This is a genomic window from Planobacterium oryzisoli (assembly GCF_015354315.1).
In the GTDB taxonomy this organism is placed as follows: domain Bacteria; phylum Bacteroidota; class Bacteroidia; order Flavobacteriales; family Weeksellaceae; genus Planobacterium_A; species Planobacterium_A oryzisoli.
In genome coordinates this window covers 89,496-106,975 of sequence record NZ_JADKYY010000005.1, presented here as the reverse complement: position 1 = coordinate 106,975, position 17,480 = coordinate 89,496, and the positions used below count along the sequence as shown (strand labels likewise).

Here is a 17,480-nt window from a genome sequence, read left to right as displayed (position 1 = left end):
TGGTATCTTTGCGTAATTATTAGTAGATATGAATATTAAGGATACACTTCAAAAGGAAATAAGCACGCTCATTGAGAACCTCTACCAAGTACAGAACATCGTTCTGGACGTGCAAGAAAACAAGACCGAATTTGAAGGCGACTTTACGGTGGTTACGTTTCCACTGGTTAAGATTGTAAAGAAAAGTCCGGATGTAGTAGCTATGGAACTTGGGGGAGCGCTTTCTGCTTCTTCTGATCTGGTAGCAGGTTTTAATGTAGTTAAGGGTTTTTTGAATCTTTTAATTAAAAACCGTGCATTTCTAGATAATCTTTCCTTAAGTGCACAGAGCTTTGAGGCAAATGTTAAAGCCAAAGGCAAGGTAATGGTGGAATATTCCTCCCCCAATACCAATAAACCGCTACATCTAGGCCATGTGCGAAATAATCTTTTAGGCTATTCCGTTGCACAGATTCTTAAAGAGGCTGGATACGAGGTAACCAAAACACAGATCATTAACGACCGCGGGATACATATCTGTAAATCCATGGTGGCTTGGCTGGAGCGAGACGGTAACGAAACGCCAGAATCCACACAGCTCAAGGGAGATAAGCTCGTGGGCCAGTACTATGTGTATTTCGACTCGCTCTATAAGGCGGAGGTAAAAGAGCTGGTAGCGGAAGGGATGAGCGAAGAAGAAGCCAAGAAGCAGGCTCCTATTATGAAGAAGGCGCAGGCTATGCTGTTGGATTGGGAGAAAGGCGATAGCCAGGTGCGTGAATTGTGGGAGAAGATGAACGGCTGGGTATACGAGGGTTTTGCACAGACCTATAAAAGACTAGGAGTTTCTTTCGATCAGGTTCAGTACGAAAGCAACACGTATCTTTTAGGGAAGGATCTGATACAACAGGGGCTTAATTCCGGCGTATTTTACCGTAAAGAAGACGGTTCGGTATGGGTAGACCTTACCGAGGAAGGATTAGACCATAAACTTTTACTACGCTCCGACGGTACCTCGGTATATATGACGCAGGATCTGGGAACGGCGGTAGAGCGTTTCAAAGAGAACGATATCGAGAAATTAATTTATACAGTGGGGAATGAACAGGACTATCATTTCCAGGTACTTTTTAAAATATTGAAGAAGCTGGGCTATGGCTGGGCAGATCAGCTCTACCACCTTTCCTACGGGATGGTAGAACTCCCAGAGGGCAAGATGAAATCCCGTGAAGGTACGGTAGTGGATGCCGATGATTTGATGGAAGAAATGTTCTCTACCGCTATGGAGAAGGCACAGGAACTAGGCAAATTGGAGAATCTATCCAATGAGGAGAAGCTTGCTTCGTACGAAACAGTAGGAATGGGTGCTTTAAAGTACTATTTACTTAAAGTGGATCCGCGTAAAAAAATGCTCTTTAATCCAAAGGAAAGTATTGATTTCAACGGAAATACCGGTCCTTTTATTCAGTATACCTACGCACGAATCCAATCGCTGTTAAGCAAGGCAGAATATAAAGTGTTGGAAGAGGTGCCTGCAGTGGAGCTTAACGCCTCTGAGAAGCAACTGATCATGCAGCTTTCCAACTACAAGGAAGTGGTGGAACGTGCAGCTGAGAGCCTTTCTCCTGCACTTGTGGCCAATTACCTCTATGAGCTTGTGAAGAGCTACAATTCGTTCTACCAGAACAATCCTATACTAAAGCAGGACCAAGAGGATACCAAACAGTTCCGTCTCTACCTTTCCGCACTTAGTGCTCTAGTAATTAAAAAATCACTTGGATTATTAGGAATTGGTACCGTGGACCGCATGTAATCGTCTTATAGAAACAATTAAGCGCCCTCAACCTCTTTGCAAGGTTGGGGGCGTTTAGTTTAAAACCCCTATGATCAATTGCAAAAAAAAACAGCCATTTGAAAAACAAATAGCTGTTAGTATCTTAAAAGTACACTTGGAAAAGTGTGGTAGTAGACCCACAGGGATTCGAACCCCAGATGACTGAACCAAAATCAGTAGTGTTACCGCTACACCATGGGTCTGTCCATTTAAGTGGTGCAAATTTAAAAATAATTTCTTTAAATCCAAGGCAAATTGTCTAAAAAAAATTAATTTTAAATCATCAAAAAAAGCTGCTATGAGGATGATGGAAAGTAAGGGCTTAAAAATTAAATATTTAGACAACGAAAAGGAATTCAAGGAAAAAATTGATTTTTTCCTTAAGGAGTGGGATTCGGATTCCAAAGAGGTTGCAGTCCGTACTTCAGGATCTACCGGAGCAGCAAAAACCCTCTCCGTAGAAAAGATACGCATGCTTAAATCAGCCAAGCGTACCTGCGATTTCTTGGGTTTAGAAGAGGGCGACTCTGCACTTATTTGTTTACCGATTGAATACATTTCGGGCAAGATGATGGTGGTGCGCGCCCTAGAGCGTGGATTGACACTGTTCGCTACTACCCCTTCACTTACGCCCTTGCGTGCCCTTAACCACCGCGTGGATTTTTGCGCTCTTACGCCACTCCAGGCGGAGCATTCATTAGCCGATCTGTGGAAGGTTTCTAATATCCTCATTGGAGGGGCTGGGGTGTCCACTATGTTGCAGGGCAAGATACAGCATGCACTTTCTGGCTGTAAAGAAGAGGTGCGTATCTACGAATCGTTTGGAATGTCCGAAACCCTCTCCCATATTGCCCTTAAGATGCTCTATCCAAAAAAACAGGAGTACTTTACACTTCTTGAGGGAATTACAATAAGTACTAGCCACGAAGGCGCCCTTACCATTGATGCGCCGGAACTAACTTCCTCTACTCTGTATACTACCGACCGCGTAGAGATTATTTCGGAAGGAAAATTTCGTTTTCTTGGACGCTTGGACCACGTGATCAATTCAGGTGGCGTAAAAATCCATCCTGAAGAATTGGAGTCTTTTATAAAGGAGCATACGGAGAGAGAGCTTGCAGTGTCCGCCCTTCCCGATCCTTTGCTAGGTCAAAAGTTAGTTGTTGTCGTGCAGGGGAAGGAGGAGCCCGCCGTGCGCTCCCAAATATTAGAACTACCTTTCTCTCAGCGTTATTTAAGGCCCAAGGAGGTTTTTTTTACAGAGTGTCTTCCCCTGACGCCTAATGGTAAAATGAACAGAATGGAGCTTGCCCGCTGGCTAGAGAATCAGAGTGTTTCCACCAAAAGCGAGAAGGTGAAAAGTAACGAGGATTTTTCCAGTGAGATTTATTTTCGCACCTCACGCAGCAGCGGCGCTGGAGGACAGAACGTAAATAAGGTCGAGACCCGGGTGGAAGCGCTTTGGGACGTAGAGAAAAGTTCGTTCTTTACTCCGGAACAGAAACAAAAGATTTTACTGCGACTAAAAAACCGGATAGGGTCTAGCGGAACGCTCTCTGTAGCCTCGAGCGAGGCCCGCTCGCAGCTACGCAATAAGATGGTAGCACAGGAAAAGCTGCTGGCGCTGGTGGGTGGGGCACTAACCGAAAAGAAGCAACGTAAAGCTACCGCCCCTTCCTATGGATCAAAGCTGCGCCGCCTGGAGCAGAAAAAAAGGCATTCGGAGAAGAAGTCGGAGCGGGGTCGACGTTATGAGTAGGCGAGCCTGTGTGGGCTTTTATTTCTTGAAGAGAATATGTTATCTTTGCCTTTAAATCTAGACACGAGATGAGTTATACCATTACCGATTTTTTAGAAAAATACTATCTGCACTTTAATTCTGCAGCACTTGTAGATGCTTCCAAAGGGTATGTAGCCCACCTTAAGGACGGGGGCAAGATGATGATCACCCTGGCCGGAGCGATGTCCACTGCAGAACTGGGTAAAATACTTGCAGAGATGATCCGTCAGGACAAAGTGCATATCATTTCCTGTACCGGAGCTAACCTGGAAGAGGATTTGATGAACCTGGTGGCACATTCCCACTATAAAAGAGTTCCCAATTACAGGGATCTTACTCCACAGGAAGAATGGGATTTACTCGAGAAGGGTCTAAACCGCGTAACCGATACCTGTATTCCTGAGGAGGAAGCGTTCCGAAGACTGCAAAAACATATTGTGGAGATATGGAAGGACGCTGAGGCCAAAGGCGAGCGCTATTTCCCACACGAGTATATGTACAAAATGCTTCTTTCCGGAGTGCTCGAACAGTACTATGAGATACCAAAGGAAAACTCCTGGATGCTTGCCGCAGCCGAAAAGAACCTTCCGATCGTAGTACCGGGATGGGAGGATTCCACTATGGGGAACATCTTCACCAGCTACTGCATCAAAGGAGAGCTAAAAGCCTCTACCATGAAATCAGGAATCGAGTACATGATGTACCTCGCGGATTGGTATCCAAAGAACTCTGGAGGTAAAGGTGTAGGGTTTTTCCAGATTGGAGGAGGGATCGCAGGTGACTTCCCGATATGTGTGGTACCAATGCTGTATCAGGATATGGAGATGCACGATATTCCGTTCTGGTCGTATTTCTGTCAGATTTCCGATTCCACGACCTCCTATGGTTCGTATAGTGGGGCTGTTCCTAATGAGAAGATCACTTGGGGAAAACTGGATATCCACACGCCTAAATATATTGTGGAGAGTGACGCCACAATATGTGCGCCGCTGATGTTTCAATATATTCTGGAGAACTCCTAAAATAGATCGTATAAATTTGTACTGCTGAGTCCCAAGCGTAACCGCTTGGGGCTTTTTTGCGCACGACAAAGGCGGGAAATACTCCCGCCTTTTTTTATATTGTAATTAAAAGTTATTTGTTTTTATTCAGTATTTCTTCCTTGACCAGTCCTTCAAGTTCTTCGGCAAGTTCTGGATTGTCGCGAAGCACATCCTTGACTGCATCACGTCCTTGGCCAAGTTTCGTGTCCTGGTAACTAAACCATGAGCCGCTCTTTTTAACAATACCATGTTCTACGGCAGCGTCGAGTACCTCACCGGTCTTGGAAATTCCTTCCCCGTACATGATGTCAAATTCTGCTTGCTTGAACGGTGGAGCTACTTTATTCTTTACGATTTTTACCTTCACTCGGCTCCCTACGGCCTCATCACCGTTCTTTATCGGAGCACTGGCCTTACGGATATCGATACGAACGGAGGCGTAGAATTTAAGGGCATTCCCTCCGGTAGTGGTCTCTGGATTTCCGAACATCACGCCAATCTTTTCTCTTAGCTGATTGATGAAAATTACCGTACACTTGGTCCGGGAGATCGTCGCGGTAAGTTTTCTAAGGGCCTGCGACATCAATCTTGCGTGAAGACCCATCTTGGAATCTCCCATTTCCCCCTCAATCTCGGCTTTAGGAGTAAGGGCTGCCACGGAGTCAATGACAACGATATCCACTGCTCCGGAGCGGATCAGATTATCGGCAATTTCCAGTGCCTGCTCTCCGTTGTCGGGTTGAGAGATAATTAGATCGTCTAGGTTGATTCCCAGTTTGGAGGCGTAGTGGCGGTCGAAGGCATGCTCGGCATCTATGAACGCCGCGATACCCCCTTGTTTTTGCGCCTGCGCTATGGCATGTAAGGTAAGGGTCGTCTTACCAGAGGATTCCGGTCCGTAGATCTCTATGATCCGGCCTTTAGGGTATCCCCCTACGCCCAGAGCGATGTCAAGGCCCAGCGATCCGGAAGGAATCACTTCCACCGAATCGTCCACGGAGGCGTCGCCCAGAGTCATTACGGTACCTTTTCCGTAGGTTTTATCTAATTTTTCAAGCACCAGTGCCAGTGCTTTCTTCTTGTCTTCTGCTGTACTCATTTAGTGTTATTTACGCAAAAATACGATTTTTATATGGGTCGTAAAAGTGCTTTATTGTTCTATTTTATAACATAATCGATTTAAGTGTTTGTACGTAAAATACTTAGTATCTAAAATCCTTAGGTGTGTGCTTAATATAGTCGGAAAGGACTTTGAGCTGCTGCTGGTGTCCTTTTTTCTTCATGGCCTCATAGCGCTTGGGCTCACCGACAGGATAGAATCGTTTAAGGCCGTAGTTAATTTTTGTAACAAATTTTGGGAAAAGATGATGGGAACCTTCGGTAGCTATTCCCAGGCGCTGTAGCGTAGGAGGATCCAGCAGATAGCTGCTCATGCTTTGGTGCAGTGTGCGCATAGCCTTTCTTTGCCAGAGGAAGGGGTAAATGGTACTCTGTAGATTTTCCTCTAAGAGTGCCTGGGCCAGTTCCTTGGAATGCGCATCTCCAGGGGCCTGCATAAGGGTCCAGAGATAAAACCACTCGGTGGCCTGCTTGGCTGAAGAAGGTAGTACTTCGTGGGGAATTCCTAGAAGGTACCCTACGTATTTCCAGAGATGGAACAGGCCCTTTTCTTCCTTTGCGGTAATGTGCATTCCCATTTTCTTTAGTCCCAGCATGAAAATAAGGGAGAAACCGGTATAGGTAGCTACCATATCCCATGTGTTGATGGGCTCGCCCCAGCGTACGAAATCCCAGTCTTTGGCGTGCTCTTTAATCTTGAGTCGTGCGTAGGAATGCATCATCCGGGTGCGCAGTATGAGCTGCATTGCCTCAGAACCAGGCTCCAGGGCATTTTCTCGAGTAACTGCCACCCAAAACTCCAGCGTGTCTTTAAGTCGTTTTACTGCGCCCTTTTTTAAGGCACCGGTATAGATTAGGGGCTTATTCAGATACGCAAAGTCGTAGCCTCCCATAAGCGTGAAATCCCGAAGAATCATTAGTGCATTGGTTCCTGCCCGCATACACAGGGATGCTCCGTGGGAGGCCAGTGTGCTGTCAAACCACTCAGGCCTATGCATGGAGGCCACAAGTAAAGGAAGGGATTGTGGCACCTTAGTGTTCTCTAACGGTTTTTCTCCTTTTAAAAACCGCTGAATCAATACACTCGCCTCGGGGTAGGGCAGAGAAAGGTAGGTGTCTAGCACTGCCGTATCGGAGAGGCCATCAAAACTGTGGTACAGAGGGTAGAAGCGTGGGAAGTCTTTTTCACTGAGTGAGGCTCCGGTCCAAGTGGTGAGGTCTTTTCCCATACCCTTTTCCCAGAAATACCTAACGTGCGGAGCATCCAGATAGGGTGGGGAGGGAACGGATGTGGTATCTAGTAAAGGCGCGCCGGTCATAAAACGTCTGTTATTTTTTTAGGCTATGGGCAGCAAGTACCAGGCCGAAGGGTAGTTAAATAAGGTTAAAAACAAAGTAGGCCTTGCGCGGATGCGAAGGCCTACTCTGGTATGTGTACAAACTTCCTGTTATAGGGAAGCAGAGTGTACTAGCAGATCGGTTAGTTTGTTGGAGTATCCGGTCTCGTTGTCGTACCAGGATACCAGTTTTACAAACGTAGGAGATAGCATGATGCCTGCATCTTTGTCGAAGATGGAAGTTCTCTTGTCTCCGATAAAGTCCTGTGATACTACTGCATCTTCGGTGTATCCCAGAATTCCTTTGAGTTCTCCTTCGGAAGCGGCCTTCATTGCAGCAGCAATCTCATCGTAGGAAGTTTCTTTTTCTAGACGTACGGTAAGGTCCACTACAGAGACGTCTGCTGTAGGTACTCTAAAAGACATACCGGTAAGTTTTCCGTTCAGGGACGGAATTACTTTTCCTACGGCCTTAGCAGCACCCGTAGAAGAAGGGATGATGTTTAGAAGTGCAGAGCGTCCTCCTCTCCAGTCTTTCATGGACGGGCCGTCCACGGTTCTCTGTGTGGCAGTAGTAGCGTGTACGGTAGTCATAAGACCCTCTACGATTCCGAAGTTATCGTGCACTACTTTTGCAAGAGGTGCCAGACAGTTAGTAGTACAAGAAGCATTGGAGAAGATGTGCACGTCGGAAGTAAGTTCCTTGTGGTTCACTCCCATTACATACATTGGCGTATCGTCCTTGGAAGGAGCAGAAAGAACTACTTTCTTTGCTCCGGCATTAAGGTGCGCCTGGGCAGTATCTTTGGAAAGGAAAAGACCAGTGGATTCCACTACGTAGTCTGCTCCTACTTCGTTCCATTTAAGGTTGTTGGGATCTCTCTCCGAGGTGATGCGGATTTTCTTTCCGTTTACAACTAGGTCGTTTCCTTCGATGCGGATATCCCCTTGGAAACGTCCGTGTACGGAGTCGTATTTCATCATATACGCCATGTACTCGGCGTTGATCAAATCGTTAATACCAACGATTTCGATGTTGTCTCTCTCCAGCATTGCGTTGAACACCAGACCTCCGATTCTTCCGAACCCGTTGATACCTACTTTAATTGTTGACATAATACTTTAATTTTTTAAGATATTAATTATAGTGCTAGGATCTCTGATATCTGCAGAAGATCCTGGTTAATTTCGTTGTTCTTGCTGATGGCATCCTCAATAGGGGTGTAGACCAGCTGGTTACTGCGAATACCTGCCATTACATTGGTAAGGCCTTTCATCAGTCCTGTCACTGCGCCAAAACCTAGTCGGGAGGCCAGTACCCTGTCGGCGCACGAAGGGGCTCCGCCGCGTTGGATATGTCCCAGTATGGTTACCCGTATGTCGGCTTCTGGGAACTCCACTTTGGTCTTCTTGGCCAGTTCGTACGTGGAGGCCAGGGTTTCTCCCTCAGCCACTACCACGATGCTCGAGTTCTTTCCACGTTTCTGCGCCTTTCTAAAGGTAGTGAAAAGCTCCTCCATACTGTCGTTATGTTCCGGGATAAGGATATCGATGGCTCCCGTGGCAATACCGCTGTTCAGGGCAATGAAGCCTGCATCGCGGCCCATCACCTCGATAAAGAAAATCCGAGAGTGCGAAGTGGCCGTATCACGGATCTTGTCGATGGCTTCCATCGCCGTATTGAGTGCCGTGTCGTACCCTATGGTATTGTCGGTTCCAAAAATATCGTTGTCTATGGTTCCCGGTACGCCGATCACTTTTACTCCGTGCTCTTCACTGAAGATTTGTGCACCGGTAAAGGTTCCGTCCCCTCCAATACATACCAAGGCATCGATTCCCTGCGCCTGGCAGTGCTCGAAGGCTTTGGCTCTTCCTTCCTTAGTGCGGAACTCACTGGAACGTGCCGACTTTAATATCGTACCTCCAAGATTTATGATGTTGCTTACCGAGCGCGGACCCATTTTCGTGAAGTGCCCTTCTATTAATCCGTTGTATCCTCCTCTGATTCCCACTACTTCCAAATCGTGGTAAATGGCAGTTCTAACTACCGATCGAATCGCTGCATTCATTCCTGGAGCATCGCCGCCAGAGGTCAGTACACCTATCTTTTTTACCCTTGAATTGTTTGTCATATACGCTCATTTCTTGTGAGTAGCAAATTTAATAAATTTGGTGCAGAATATAGGCTGATAAATCGCATATTATTAATTAAGAATTGGTTAATTTTGTGAAATGGTGAAAAGTAGTAACGCGCACAAAACACTCTCCATCCTCTGGGTGGGGCTGTACTGTTTTGTAGTGCTGTTTGCACCGCTTTTACACTCCCACCACCACAGCGGGTTGGCGCTTAAGAAAAATACGAAGCTGGAACTAAAACAGGCTCCTAGCGCAACTACGCACAGTGCTACGGGTTGTGATGCGTGCCATTTCCACTCTACAAAGCTCCTTCCTGCAAATCAAAGCGTGTGGGAGCTGGCCTCTACGCCAGGAGCGTCTTTTGAGGCTCCTTACTTTTCTCCCCGCGCCACTGTGGTAGCGTTTCCTGCTGCTTATTTTCTACGAGGCCCGCCTCAGGGTTAATACGTTTGTCTACTTTTTTCCTGGAAGGCGCACTACGCGCTCAAGGGGAATAGTTCAGGGATTTCTGCCTCGCGCTTATGTTACGTGCGCCGGTTAGGAGATCCTTCCGTTCCATTCTTTTTTCACGCATATTTACGATGAAACACTTATATCTGGCTCTGCTCCTAGTACTGGGAGTAGGCCTTAGCGCCCAGACCTATACGGTGGAGGGCACGGTGGAAGATTTCCACAATAACGCGCCGCTTTCCGGGGCACAGATCCGTCTGGGGGATTTTACGGCCCTTACCGATTCCAAGGGACGGTTTGTCCTTAGTGGTGTGCCCCGGGGAAATTACACCCTTTCTGCAGTACATCCCAGCTGCGATCCTTTGGAGCAAAGCCTGGAGGTTAGAGGAAGCCTTAAGCTCTCTCTTTATCTGGAGCACCATGCTACCGAGATCCAAGGGATACAACTAAAGGCTAAGCTGCCTAGGCAAGAGATTCTAAAAGTGCAAGTTCTTGGGTTAGAGAAACTCAAGCAAAGCGCTACAGAGAATTTAGGCAACCTGCTTTCCCAGCTCTCTGGGCTTAGTACCTTAAGTACGGGGAATCGAATTTCCAAGCCGGTGATTTCCGGACTCTACGGTAGTCGCATTGGTATCTTTAGTGACGGGGTGCGTATGGCGGAGCAGGAGTGGGGCATAGAGCATGCCCCGAGTATCGAGCCAGGGGAATTCGACCGGGTAGAAGTAGTGAAAGGTGCCGCGGCCCTAAAATACGGAGGCGATCTTGTGGGTGGCGCCGTAGTGCTTCATTCCCCAGAATTCCCCAGGAAAGATACCCTGATGGGAATGGCCCGTCTTTCGGGTATTTCCAGTGGAAGGGGCGGTAAGGCAGAGGTAAAGTTTGCCCAGAGTTTTTCCTCGGGCAGTTTTTTGCGGGCGCAGGGAAGCTACAAGAAACTCGGAGACGTAGCAATCCCGTCCCATACTCTGGACAATACCGGGTTACGTGAGCATTTCTTTAGCGTAGGTGGCGGCAGAAAGACGCTCACCTCGGGGCTCGAAATATCGGCCAGCTCCATGGCGCAGGATTTTGGAATCTACCGCGGAGCACATCTGGGAGGTCCGGAGGATTTCTACCGCGCCATAGCGCTTGGAGAGCCTCTTTATGTGGATAATTTCTCCCATGAGATATCGGCGCCCTACCAAAGTGTGCTCCACCAAATACTGCGCGTAGAAGCCTACCGCAGGTTCTCCCGGGTGGGTAAATTTTCCCTTTCCTACAATTTGCAGCACAACCGCCGAAAGGAGTACGACCAGCGCAGAGGGGAGCTTGAGGGAGTGGCCAGTATGGATCTGCGCCTGATTTCCCAGAATCTGAAACTCTCGCATCTTTTAGAGCGGGAGGGCTTTGAACTGGAATCCGGGGTAAGTGGGGGTCTGCAGGATAATTTTCCAAACCCAGAGACCCGGGCCCGCCGCATTATTCCCGACTACTACCGCTACGATCTGGGCGCTTTTGCCGTAGCTACGCTCCGGCTCTCGGAGCAGTGGAAGGCCCAAGGGGCCCTTCGCTACGATTTTCAGCGGTACGACAGTTATAAGTACTACGACACTGGGGACTGGGATCAGAGGTTCCAGCGGCAGTATGCGCACTTTGAGGTGCAGCAGAGCGGTGCGCGTATTTTGGTGCGTCCTATTCTAGATTATTCTCTCTTTTCTTCCAGCCTTAGTATGGAGTACCGAAACAAAGAGCGTTTTGGGGCTACCCTTACGTTAAGCCGCTCTTTGAGAGCTCCCAATGCAGCGGAGCTTTTTGCCGACGGGCTGCACCATTCGGCCGCTATCGTCGAGATCGGTAGGCTGGATCTAAAAAGAGAGGAAGTCTACCGCGCGCAGCTCTCTTTGGATACAAAGTTTCCTCTGCTCGAGGGACTCTCATTTGAACTCTCTCCCTACTGGATGGAGTCGGGCAGTTTCATACATCAAATGCCTTCCGGAGTGCAGAGCTCCAACCGTGGAGTATTTATGGTATGGAATTTTGAGCAGATCCATGCCCGCATGCTGGGACTGGATGCCGACTGGCGGCTTGGAATTGTACCGGGACTATCCTATGAGGGAAACCTATCGCTTCTAAGAGGCGACGATGTAGGTTCGAGCGAGCCACTTATCCTAATGGCCCCTGCGCGCCTTACGGGAGGCCTTGAATGGAAGAAACCGGGAAGTTCGCGCCTTACACTTCGTTTAAACCACCGCATAGAGTTTACCCAAAAGCGCTACCCGGTGCGTAATGTGGAGCTGGATCTGATAGAGGACGGCGAGCTTGTAACCCGTACTCTGGATATCAGCACACCGCCCAAAGGGTACAGTCTGCTGGGCGCTATGGCGCAGTTTCAGGTAAATCGGTCCCTTGGACTTTCGCTGCATGTAGAAAACCTACTTAATACCGAGTACCGTCAGTACCTTAGCCGCCTAAGGTATTTTTCCCCCGAGCAGGGCCGCAATTTTATTTTTACGGTGCACTACCAATTTTAATTAAACATTCTATCAACCATTAATTTATACAATTATGAAACTACATACTATTTTTACTATTCTATCCCTTTTGTTTTTAACCCTTTCGTGTCGCGACGCCTCCATTCCAGCGGACATTCACGAGCATGAGGAAATCGAGATGGTTACACTCACGCTAACCGATACAGAGAATCCCGCAAATATCCAAACCGTGCAGTACGTGGGAGGAAATGCCGACAAGCGCCTGGTACTTCGCTCTGGGGCAAGCTACAGGGTAGCTGTGGATTTCATGCACCGCCACGATGGGGATTTGGATTCCATGCTGGAGGAGATCATCGAAGAGAAGGACGAGCACTTCATTACCTATGAGTTTGCGGGTATTGGCGTAGAGGTGGAGCGCAGTGCAGAGGATATTGCGCGCACCGACGGTAACCGTCTGGGGGTGCATACCCTGTGGAAGGTGAACTCCGCACCGTCCAGTGCACTGGTAAGCCTTAAGCTCTTCCACGGGTCTTCTTCGGTGGATATGAATTTTCCATCTGCTTCCAACCAGCAAGGTAAAGCAGTAGGAGGTGAGGCCGACGTGAACATGCAGGTACGTATCGACTAGTACGCCTTTAATCTAGTGTACTGAATTCCAGCCCCGAGGGCTGGAATTTTTTATGGGTAATACTTTGGGCGGAATGGGTGGAGTTTTAATAAAAATTCCTATTTTTGCGAACCGAAATTAAAATTCTATAATTCAATAATATAATGAACGTTACAGCACAAAATCATGATGAGGTAAGTGCATTACTTACAGTTACAGTCGACAGAGCTGATTATAAAGACAAAGTGGAGAAGCAGCTTCACCACTATGCCAAAAATGCCCAGGTGCCAGGCTTTAGAAAAGGAAAAGTGCCTATGGGTATGGTAAAGAGACAGTACGAGGCGCCTGTATCTTTTGAAGAAATCAACAAAGTGGTTTCTGAGGCTCTTAATCAGTACGTAACGGACAATAAATTAAAACTGGTAGGACAGCCCGTGCCGGTACCGGTAGATGAGTTTGACTTCAAGGCCGAGCAAATCTCAGTATCTTTTGAAGTAGGATACGAGCCTAATTTCAACATCGACCTTACTTCCTACGAAGCGCCGCACTACAAGGTGGAGGCTTCCGAGAAGGAAATCAACCAAAGCATCGAGAACATGCAGAAGCGTTTTGCTTCCAGAGAATCTCAGGATAAAATCGGAAAGGATTCTTTTGTGACTTTAAGCGTTAGCCAGGTCGTAGAAGAAGATGCCGAGGGAGAGCACAACCACCAGCCTAAGACGGCGGTAGTAAGCGCTGAGACTAAGGAGGCTTTTGAGCTTGTAAAGAAACTAAAGAAAGACGAGTCGGTAAAAGTAACCAAGGCGCAACTTTCTGAAGACAAGGAACTGGCCAAGCAACTGGGGTATACCGAGAACCAAGTGGAGGAACTCCACCACGAGGAGCTGGAGCTTAAAGTTCTGGATATCTACTCCCTTACCAACCACGAGCTTAACCAAGAGTTATTCGATAAAGTATACGGAGAGGGAACGATTAAGAGTGAAGAAGAGCTTAGAGAGAAAGTAAAATCAGAGCTTGATGAATACTTCCAACAGAATGCCGATGTACATTTTGTAAACAAAGTACTCGAGCAAATCAACGAGAAGCAGGAAGTAACACTTCCCGAAGCGTTCCTTGTGAAGTGGCTTATGTTCTCCAATGAGAATATCCGCTCTGAGGAGCAGGCTAAGGAAATCCTTGAAAATGAAAAGACCCAGGTCAAAGCGCAGATCATTGAAGGAAAACTCATCTCCGAGAACGACATTCAGATCGATTACGCCGATGTACTTGCCCAGAGCGAGCAAATGGTACGAAACCAACTGGCTATGTACGGGATCCACCACTTGCCGGATGAAGAGATCCAGAAGTACTCCGTAGAAATGCTGAAAGACCAAGAGCAGGTACGTCAGATTTCCTCAGAAGTAGCTATGGCAAAGATTAAAGACTTGATCCTAGAGAAGTCCAAGAAAGTAGAGAAATCTATATCCCACGACGAGTTCCAGGAAGAACTAAAGAAATAATTAGCTAGGTAACTAATAGTTAAGTGCGGCAGGAGTTTTTCTCTTGCCGCACTTTTTTCATTTAGTACGCCACGTCACAGAGTACTTTCTTAAAGGAGCAGACAGTCCCTTACAGTTGAAATTCTTTAATTGAGGTATTTTCGATAAGGTAGCGCTCTAAGGTAGGAAGTTGTTTTTCTAAGATATGCACTTCAAAGCCCAATTCTACAGATCCTTCCTTGCTTTTTTGGGTAGAGGTCTGATCGATATTTTTAACCAGACTGGAAAGTTCTTTTACCAATTGGTCTCTTTGGTGGTAATTTTCCACGGCGATGGTTACTTTAAGCATTTTATTTAAGTGGGAAGGCAGGAGCAAATGGCTTAAGGCCTTAGTAAGGTAGATCACTATTAGTGCGCAGAACAGGAATATGAATCCCAGCATGGGCTGACCAAAACCAATGGCCATTCCAATGGCCGCAGCAATCCAGATGATTCCGGCTGTAGTGAGTCCGTATACGCTGAATCCTTCCTTGAAGATTACCCCGGCGCCTAAGAAACCAATTCCTGTGGAAATGTTGGCGGCGATACGTCCTGGATCCGCATCTCCGGTAGCAATTTTTACCGAGATAATGGTAAAGAGTGCAGAGCCCAGACAGATGATGGTAATGGTCTTAAGACCGGCAGACTTGTCCTTTAGCTCCCGTTCCAGACCCAGGATAAACCCTGCCAGAAGGGAAAGTAGCGCTTTGCTAAGGTCTTGAAATTCAAAATACTGCTCCATAGAAAATTTGCATTCTTCCAAAGATAGCAGAAATCACTTGCTGCAAGGTTCCATTACAAGACAAAAAAATTACATTTTTCTGCCACGTATCCTTTTAGGGTTTTTTGCCCAGGAACTGTACTTCGTATTCGTGGGCCGCGTCCTCAAGGGTCGTAAAAAACTCCTCGCCGTATTTACGGATCAAGGGTTCTTTAAGGAACCTATAGACCGGTACTTCCAGTTCCTTCCCTAATTCGCAGGCAGGGGCACAAATAGGCCATTCGTGGTAGTTCAGCGCCGAGAATTCCCGATACTCATCCACCCGTATAGGGTAGAGGTGGCAGGAAATGGGTTTATGGTAGTCGATTACTCCGTCCTGGTATGCTTTTTCAATACCGCATTTGGTAATGCCCTCGCCGTCAAACACTACATAGGCACATTCGCTACCCTCCACCAGGGGTGTGACGTAGTCTCCGTCCAGGGGATCGGTGGTCCAGGTGCCTTGCTCTTCAATTGCCCGGATACCTTCCTTGCGCAGATAGGGTTTTACTCTGGGATAGATTTCTTCCAGGATTTTGGTTTCCTCTTTGTCCAGTGGCGCACCGGCATCCCCTTCCACGCAGCATGCGCCTTTGCAGCGCGTCAGGTTGCATACAAACTGGCGGGAGAAGAGCTCCTCGGAGATGAGTTTATCGTCGATTTGAATCATAGTGGTAGTTTAAAGTGAGAGACTTACCTGCTGGGATTTGAAAAGCAGAACGGAAAAAACAATGAGCCAAAGACCCAGTTCCTGCATCCAATAGCGGGGTAAATACCTAAGCATCCGTGAGAGGATGATACTGACGGGCAGCGCCAAAAGCAGCAGATATTCGTAGTGGTGCCCCATGTAGAGGACAATGCTTATGAGAAGTGAGACTAGGTATAGTAAAAGAAACGTATACTTGTATTTACTGATGGGACTTTTCTTATTGAAATGTCTGAAATGGTCCCAGACCGAATAGAGGGTAAGCAGTGCTGCGGGAAGTAAGGCGGGTAGGGGTCCAAGATCGCTTTGCACTTCTCCTACGTTCCATACCAGGTACGCCTCGTTCCAGGACGTATAGCCTAAAAGGTACGCGCCCATAAAATAGGTTAAAAAGAGCAGCAGCATCCCAAAGAGGAGGCGGAAAGTAGCGGAGAGAATGCTGCGCGAGGTGAATGCGATATGCAACAGTACAAAGAGCAGCATGGGGTAGCTACTTGGAAGGAATATAAAGTTAAGCGCTATGAGAAATCCCACCAGAACCAGGGAACGAAAACGAAATTCTTCGCTTGTGGAGGTAAGGATCAAAAGTAAAAAAGAATTGGTAAGAAGACTTACGGAGATACCTAGATCCATCTCCCCCGAATACATTCCTACGATCAGTACGGTATAGAGAAATAATGGCAGATGGGTGTGGTAGGTCAGGTTGATGGCAGAGAATAAAAAATAGGCTAAAGACACTCCTGCAAAGGCTATGGCAGCGGAGATGGCGCCAAGGGGTGTGAAATGAAGAACGTTCAGTGTTGTAATCACCACCAAAAGAAAGAATATGTAGAGGGGAATGGAAAAAATATTACTTTCTTTTGAAAGGAGTTTGAACATTTTTTAATAAATTTGTGCAAAGTTAATTCAAAAAAGGAAAATAATGACATCTTTATGGTTATTCTTGAGCGATGTATTTAAGTGGACATTTGGCTTCTACGACGTATTTGGAACGGTATTGAACTGGATCCTTTTCTTCGTTGCCTCCGCACTTTTTATCTACTGGTGCTGGCAGCTTATTGTGCCTCTTGGAAACAACAAAGACCGCGCCTACAAGTCTCCTTCCAAAGAGATCCGTCCGTATTATGATCCTGAGATTTATAAAAAAGGTTAATTAATTGATTGTAAAAAATACCGTCCTGATTTCAGGACGGTATTTTTTTTGCGCTACCTATGGCTTTTTAGTCGTTACTGTGGCATGGGATGACCAGTACCGGAATCGTTGAGCTTTTCGTAAGGTCCTTGGTGAGGCTTCCTACAAACACATCGTACATACCGCTCCTGCCGTGGGAGCCCATAACGATGTAGTCCGCATTTTTCTCCTGGGCGTATTCAAGGATGATGTCCTTGGCCAGTCCCTGGCGCAGCATATGCTCGCAGTCTACGCCCTGGGCGATGATACGCTGTTCTAATTTATTGAGCTGGTGCAGTTCTTCTTTGATTTCGTTTTGTTCAATCTCCGGGAAATACTGAAATCCCATATCGCCAATGGCAAAGCCGATGTCGGTGGGTGCCACATGAATCAGAAATATCTTGCCTTGAGTGGTTTGGGCAAATTTAACGGCTCCCTGAAGGAGTTTATCGGTCGTGTCCGAGAAGTCCACCGGTAGGATAATATGTGTCATGATTTGGTGTTTTTGGTACTTTAAAGTTAGTAAAACTTTTAGGCCAAATCAATCTTTCTGGACCTTTTAACATTAAT

The 17,480-nt window shown here is 47.0% G+C and carries 16 protein-coding genes and 1 tRNA gene; 8 read left to right on the top strand and 9 right to left on the bottom strand.

The genetic code is table 11. The annotated features are described in order from the left end of the window. Positions 1-28 precede the first annotated feature (28 nt). Positions 29-1,792, top strand: a complete 1,764-nt coding sequence (argS, locus tag IC612_RS05360) for an arginine--tRNA ligase (RefSeq protein ID WP_194739150.1) — start codon at positions 29-31, stop codon at positions 1,790-1,792. A gap of 153 nt (positions 1,793-1,945) precedes the next feature. Here argS and IC612_RS05355 read toward each other — a convergent pair. Continuing rightward, a tRNA-Gln gene (locus tag IC612_RS05355) sits at positions 1,946-2,016 on the bottom strand. Positions 2,017-2,111: 95 nt separating this feature from the next. Here IC612_RS05355 and arfB point away from each other — a divergent pair. Further along, complete coding sequence (arfB, locus tag IC612_RS05350; protein WP_194739149.1) at positions 2,112-3,572, top strand: alternative ribosome rescue aminoacyl-tRNA hydrolase ArfB; 1,461 nt, start codon at positions 2,112-2,114, stop codon at positions 3,570-3,572. A 68-nt stretch (positions 3,573-3,640) separates the two neighbouring features. After that, complete coding sequence (locus IC612_RS05345; protein ID WP_194739148.1) at positions 3,641-4,615, top strand: deoxyhypusine synthase family protein; 975 nt, start codon at positions 3,641-3,643, stop codon at positions 4,613-4,615. 112 nt (positions 4,616-4,727) lie between these two features. Here IC612_RS05345 and recA read toward each other — a convergent pair whose 3' ends face one another. From recA to pfkA, 4 genes are all read right to left on the bottom strand, one after another. Continuing rightward, positions 4,728-5,735 (bottom strand): recombinase RecA, encoded by a 1,008-nt coding sequence (recA, locus tag IC612_RS05340; protein ID WP_194739147.1) that lies wholly within the window; start codon positions 5,733-5,735, stop codon positions 4,728-4,730. Between the two features lie 103 nt (positions 5,736-5,838). Continuing rightward, on the bottom strand, positions 5,839-7,074 hold the full coding sequence (locus IC612_RS05335) for an oxygenase MpaB family protein (protein ID WP_194739146.1): 1,236 nt from the start codon (positions 7,072-7,074) through the stop codon (positions 5,839-5,841). A 129-nt stretch (positions 7,075-7,203) separates the two neighbouring features. Then, entirely contained in the window at positions 7,204-8,208 is a 1,005-nt protein-coding gene (gene gap, locus IC612_RS05330) for a type I glyceraldehyde-3-phosphate dehydrogenase (RefSeq protein ID WP_194739145.1), read from the bottom strand. A gap of 26 nt (positions 8,209-8,234) precedes the next feature. Then, a complete protein-coding gene (gene pfkA / locus IC612_RS05325; RefSeq protein WP_194739144.1) occupies positions 8,235-9,224 on the bottom strand; it encodes a 6-phosphofructokinase in 990 nt (329 codons plus the stop codon). Positions 9,225-9,324: 100 nt separating this feature from the next. On the opposite strand from pfkA, the gene IC612_RS05320 reads away from it, so the two are divergent. The 4 genes from IC612_RS05320 to IC612_RS05305 all read left to right on the top strand — a co-directional run bounded on the left by IC612_RS05320 (position 9,325) and on the right by IC612_RS05305 (position 14,255). Beyond that, positions 9,325-9,672, top strand: a complete 348-nt coding sequence (locus tag IC612_RS05320) for a hypothetical protein (RefSeq protein WP_194739143.1) — start codon at positions 9,325-9,327, stop codon at positions 9,670-9,672. Between the two features lie 137 nt (positions 9,673-9,809). After that, complete coding sequence (locus IC612_RS05315) at positions 9,810-12,188, top strand: TonB-dependent receptor (protein WP_194739142.1); 2,379 nt, start codon at positions 9,810-9,812, stop codon at positions 12,186-12,188. A gap of 34 nt (positions 12,189-12,222) precedes the next feature. Beyond that, entirely contained in the window at positions 12,223-12,777 is a 555-nt protein-coding gene (locus tag IC612_RS05310; protein WP_194739141.1) for a hypothetical protein, read from the top strand. A gap of 143 nt (positions 12,778-12,920) precedes the next feature. Then, positions 12,921-14,255: a trigger factor gene (locus IC612_RS05305; RefSeq protein WP_194739140.1), complete on the top strand. Its 1,335-nt coding sequence runs from the start codon at positions 12,921-12,923 to the stop codon at positions 14,253-14,255. A 109-nt stretch (positions 14,256-14,364) separates the two neighbouring features. Here the strand turns inward: IC612_RS05305 and IC612_RS05300 are convergent, their stop codons facing one another. The 3 genes from IC612_RS05300 to IC612_RS05290 form a co-directional block, all read right to left on the bottom strand. After that, positions 14,365-15,015 (bottom strand): MgtC/SapB family protein, encoded by a 651-nt coding sequence (locus IC612_RS05300; protein WP_194739139.1) that lies wholly within the window; start codon positions 15,013-15,015, stop codon positions 14,365-14,367. 94 nt (positions 15,016-15,109) lie between these two features. Next, positions 15,110-15,703 carry a DUF3109 family protein gene (locus IC612_RS05295; RefSeq protein ID WP_194739138.1) on the bottom strand — a complete coding sequence of 198 codons (594 nt, stop codon included), beginning with the start codon at positions 15,701-15,703 and terminating at the stop codon, positions 15,110-15,112. A 9-nt stretch (positions 15,704-15,712) separates the two neighbouring features. Further along, positions 15,713-16,618 (bottom strand): DUF6427 family protein, encoded by a 906-nt coding sequence (locus tag IC612_RS05290; RefSeq protein WP_194739137.1) that lies wholly within the window; start codon positions 16,616-16,618, stop codon positions 15,713-15,715. 43 nt (positions 16,619-16,661) lie between these two features. Between IC612_RS05290 and IC612_RS05285 the strand changes: the two genes are divergently transcribed. Further along, positions 16,662-16,892, top strand: coding sequence for a hypothetical protein (locus tag IC612_RS05285; protein WP_194739136.1), 231 nt, complete (start codon positions 16,662-16,664; stop codon positions 16,890-16,892). 67 nt (positions 16,893-16,959) lie between these two features. Here IC612_RS05285 and IC612_RS05280 read toward each other — a convergent pair whose 3' ends face one another. Then, a complete protein-coding gene (locus IC612_RS05280) occupies positions 16,960-17,403 on the bottom strand; it encodes a universal stress protein (protein WP_194739135.1) in 444 nt (147 codons plus the stop codon). Positions 17,404-17,480 lie beyond the last annotated feature (77 nt).

Excerpts from the sequence above, each read along its gene's own strand:
- IC612_RS05295 (WP_194739138.1), bottom strand. The coding sequence starts at position 15,703 with ATGATTCAAATCGACGATAAACTCATCTCCGAGGAGCTCTTCTCCCGC.
- IC612_RS05300 (WP_194739139.1), bottom strand. The coding sequence starts at position 15,015 with ATGGAGCAGTATTTTGAATTTCAAGACCTTAGCAAAGCGCTACTTTCC.
- IC612_RS05310 (WP_194739141.1), top strand. The coding sequence starts at position 12,223 with ATGAAACTACATACTATTTTTACTATTCTATCCCTTTTGTTTTTAACC.
- IC612_RS05320 (WP_194739143.1), top strand. The coding sequence starts at position 9,325 with ATGGTGAAAAGTAGTAACGCGCACAAAACACTCTCCATCCTCTGGGTG.
- IC612_RS05290 (WP_194739137.1), bottom strand. The coding sequence starts at position 16,618 with ATGTTCAAACTCCTTTCAAAAGAAAGTAATATTTTTTCCATTCCCCTC.
- IC612_RS05335 (WP_194739146.1), bottom strand. The coding sequence starts at position 7,074 with ATGACCGGCGCGCCTTTACTAGATACCACATCCGTTCCCTCCCCACCC.
- IC612_RS05305 (WP_194739140.1), top strand. The coding sequence starts at position 12,921 with ATGAACGTTACAGCACAAAATCATGATGAGGTAAGTGCATTACTTACA.
- argS (WP_194739150.1), top strand. The coding sequence starts at position 29 with ATGAATATTAAGGATACACTTCAAAAGGAAATAAGCACGCTCATTGAG.
- pfkA (WP_194739144.1), bottom strand. The coding sequence starts at position 9,224 with ATGACAAACAATTCAAGGGTAAAAAAGATAGGTGTACTGACCTCTGGC.
- gap (WP_194739145.1), bottom strand. The coding sequence starts at position 8,208 with ATGTCAACAATTAAAGTAGGTATCAACGGGTTCGGAAGAATCGGAGGT.
- IC612_RS05345 (WP_194739148.1), top strand. The coding sequence starts at position 3,641 with ATGAGTTATACCATTACCGATTTTTTAGAAAAATACTATCTGCACTTT.
- arfB (WP_194739149.1), top strand. The coding sequence starts at position 2,112 with ATGAGGATGATGGAAAGTAAGGGCTTAAAAATTAAATATTTAGACAAC.
- IC612_RS05280 (WP_194739135.1), bottom strand. The coding sequence starts at position 17,403 with ATGACACATATTATCCTACCGGTGGACTTCTCGGACACGACCGATAAA.
- recA (WP_194739147.1), bottom strand. The coding sequence starts at position 5,735 with ATGAGTACAGCAGAAGACAAGAAGAAAGCACTGGCACTGGTGCTTGAA.
- IC612_RS05285 (WP_194739136.1), top strand. The coding sequence starts at position 16,662 with ATGACATCTTTATGGTTATTCTTGAGCGATGTATTTAAGTGGACATTT.
- IC612_RS05315 (WP_194739142.1), top strand. The coding sequence starts at position 9,810 with ATGAAACACTTATATCTGGCTCTGCTCCTAGTACTGGGAGTAGGCCTT.